The organism is Proteiniborus sp. (genome assembly GCF_040308045.1).
GTDB lineage: Bacteria > Bacillota > Clostridia > Tissierellales > Proteiniboraceae > Proteiniborus.
This window is the reverse complement of record NZ_JAWRHZ010000002.1, coordinates 1-3,314: the sequence shown is the minus strand read 5'-3', so window position 1 is coordinate 3,314 and position 3,314 is coordinate 1. Positions and strand designations below refer to the sequence as shown.

Annotated in this window: 4 protein-coding genes; 1 reads left to right on the top strand and 3 read right to left on the bottom strand. The window is 42.7% G+C overall.

The features are described from left to right. The coding region (locus tag ABV008_RS00180; RefSeq protein ID WP_352417798.1) for a hypothetical protein at positions 1-205 on the top strand (205 nt) is incomplete at its 5' end. A 50-nt stretch (positions 206-255) separates the two neighbouring features. On the opposite strand, the gene ABV008_RS00175 is transcribed toward ABV008_RS00180, so the two are convergent. The 3 genes from ABV008_RS00175 to ABV008_RS00165 are packed head-to-tail and all read right to left on the bottom strand — an operon-like array spanning position 256 to position 2,917. Further along, a complete protein-coding gene (locus ABV008_RS00175) occupies positions 256-1,056 on the bottom strand; it encodes an ExeA family protein (protein WP_352417797.1) in 801 nt (266 codons plus the stop codon). Beyond that, positions 1,049-2,401, bottom strand: a complete 1,353-nt coding sequence (locus tag ABV008_RS00170; protein WP_352417796.1) for a DDE-type integrase/transposase/recombinase — start codon at positions 2,399-2,401, stop codon at positions 1,049-1,051. The genes ABV008_RS00175 and ABV008_RS00170 overlap by 8 nt, the downstream gene beginning before the upstream one ends. 45 nt (positions 2,402-2,446) lie before the next feature. After that, the gene (locus ABV008_RS00165) at positions 2,447-2,917 is read right to left on the bottom strand and encodes a DUF6431 domain-containing protein (RefSeq protein WP_352417795.1); all 471 of its coding nucleotides are present in this window, start codon (positions 2,915-2,917) and stop codon (positions 2,447-2,449) included. Between the last annotated feature and the right edge of the window lie 397 nt (positions 2,918-3,314).

Here is a 3,314-nt window from a genome sequence, read left to right as displayed (position 1 = left end):
AAAAGATGTAAATCTTCTTTTGATGATTGTGCTTCCGCTGACATTTATTGTGAGTCCTTATAGCCACTCATTTATGGTAATAGTCATTTTAGTTTGGATTAACAATAACGATTTAAAACTCAGAGATTTTTTATATCTTAGTGTAGTTGATTTCTTCCTTTGCCCACGAACTGCTCCCCATTTTCGCCGTAAATTGCTCTCTTAATTTGCTGCGGCAACTCGGAAAGGATGCCATGGCTTCCGCCATGGCATGATCTACGGTAGTTCTCCAGCAATAACAGTTCGAACCATGTAATCATCAATAAGCTTCTTGGCACGCTGTGCCGCAAACATCAGTGCATGGGTTGCTACCTTGTTGATGGCTCTTGCTGAGCCGGCAGAATATCGATGTATTTCATCAATGGCCTTTTCGGTAAATATCTCCGATGTACCTTGCGCATATTTAAGATGTGCGGCTATGTATTCTTCTGTCTGGGATCTGTCGTATTGAGGGATTTCGCACTTGATATCAATGCGCTGACGAATAGCGGCATAACGCTGGAGTTTCAGCTTATCCCATAATTCATTCTGGCCAACAAGGATGAGCGCCATAGGATTTAGAGAGTCCATTTTGTAGTTCATCAGGAAGCGTATTTCCTCAAGAGTCTCCTTGTCCAGCAAATGAGCTTCATCAACGATTGTAACGACATTTTTCCCTTGAACGCCTCGTATGATTTCAAGTTGTTGGTGCAGCTGGCGTTTGGAATCGCCGCGGTAAAACTTTGCTTCTACCCCCAGTTGATCCAGCAAACCTTTGTAGAACCACCTGGGTGTCAATTTCGAATCAGACAGATAGAGTACTTGGTATTTATCGCTGGACAACATAGATGCAAACTTCCTTATGGCGGTGGATTTGCCGCAGCCAACATCCGCTGTGACCAATGCAAACAATCGTTTTTCTGCTGCAAACTCAAGTCGGCTTAGGGTTTCATCTAACATAGGCGACAGATACAGTCCATCCACTGAAATACTATTGATAAAGGGTGTCTGCTTCATCTCGAAAAATGCTTCATACATGGTCAGACACCTCACGGTTCTTTCTGAATACAACAGCAACATCTTGGCGGGTGCGGCCGGATATATTGGCTTTGTTTAATCCGTCAAGGAATCTCGAACTCTCAGGCTTAAGCGGAGTCATGCGTTGAGGAAGTCCTGACCTGGTACCGCAGTGTTCCCCAACCACTTGTTCCTTAGCCATGAAGGGGACAAAATCCGGATGGTGGATTTCGATTTCATTAGCCCAAGACGGATCATAGTGAGCTTCAACTTTTCTGCCGATGAGCTGCAATCCGATTTCATACCGTTTACCTTCAAAGCTGATGCAACCGGTTTTATCTACAGTACGTTCCTCGCTGTGGAGGAAGGCTTCTGTAAGAGTCCGCATATCAATAAACTTGAGAGAGCGTTTATCTGTCTTAAACGCAACCTCGGGAGTTATGCCGCCAAGCCCATGATGGGGTGTTTTGTGATAATGGTCATCAATCCAGAGCTTTAATAATCTGTTGAGTTCATCCAGTGTTTTTACATCCGTTAAAGCTACTTCTGAAAGAAAGGAATCGATTCTCCTGTTAAAGGCCTCAATTTTACCCTTTCCTTCAGGATGATAGGGCTTAGCAAACAAAAGCTTTATCCCTAACTGGGTGCAAGCTTTCCCAAGCCAGCTTGATCGGTATTGCTTGCCGTTATCTACATAGATGGCATCCGGCTTGCCATATTGCATAATGGCAGTTCGTAAAGTATCTTCAATGATTGCAATCTGCTGATGCTCATAGAATTTTGCAGCCACAATGAATCGGGTGGCATCATCGATAAATGCGGACAGATACACCTGCTTTTTTGCACCATTCTTTCCAATGGATAGATATGGCCCATATTTGATATCTCCTTGGAAAAGCATGCAACGCTGTGACTTTTGAAACCGTCTTGCTGATACACCTTTTTGTGTATAGATCTTCATCTGGTGGGAACCAAAGCCCCGTTTTTGAAGGTGCCGCTGAAGTGTGCTTCGGCTGACACTGCCTTGGGGCACAATGTTTTCAAGTTCCATAATCCGGATGATATCATTGACAGATCTGCTAGGGCATTCTCTCCTAAGCTCTATGGCAGTATCGACAATCTCTTGAAAATTCTCTGGAAGCAAGCTGTGCTCCTTGGAGGCAATCTGCTTGGGTTTAAGTCCATCAAAACCATCCTTTAAATATGCATCATAATATCTGGAGATGGTTCGGTAGGATATTTCGTGTTGTGCCGCCAGCTTCTTCTTGAGCTCAACAATACTTTTGGGATCAAGATTTTCGTCTAATAGCGGCATAATAATCATCATCCTGGCAGCCGCTTGACCTTGTGCATCTTGTGTTTTCATAAAGTATCCGCTCCTTTCATTTCTTTCTATGAAGAGCATAATACTTTATGGCCATGGACAAAATGCAAACTGGGTGTGTATCGGTAATTCCCTGTTGATCATTGCCTTGTTGACAAAGCGTAACCAGCCGGGTTCGTGTTTTCGTATAAAATCGAGTAAAGAATCCTGCTTGAAAAGAGGATAATTAACGCCATAATGCCGGGACCATAAGGCATGCAATGTTCCCTCAATATGATCCTTAAGGTTTTGAAACTCAGCACGCCATCGCTTCAGTGTACTTTCATCGGCATTAGGATTTTCTTTAGATCTGTCAATCTCAGCTTGAATAGCATCAGCTTCATAATGCTTGTACGGCTGCATGCAGTCCGGCAACTCGGTATGAAGCTTGCCGCAGGTTTTACAATGCAATCGTCGTAATCGATATGTCTTTACAACAATATCATCAGTAGTACATATTAGCTTGCGATACTTGGTATCTCTGACCTTTAGCTCACCGGAGCATATAGGACAGATCAATGGCTCTTTACTCTTTATGAAAAATATTTAATTTCTCATTGAAAAATGTTTCGTAATGTGTTACTATAACCATGTTTTATGGGGCACCGCATTACGGACAACTACCTTGCTGGGGAGAGTTCGCAATGTGGTGCTTTCTATTTCACCTCAATACCAGTTGATGGAATTATCCTCACTAGTATTCTAACGAACTATCTGCGGCAAAACAAGGGAGCAAAACTCGCCGCTCCCGGACATTGTCACTGAGCAACTAGCAGCCAATTTAGCTTAGCAGAAACACTAAAGTAATATTGAAAGAAAATGAGTTGAAGGATAGCAAATGGATTTCAAAATATGTTAACCCAAAACAATATGAATTGTTTGCTAGCTACTCATTTCTGAAAGAAATTATCTTGTA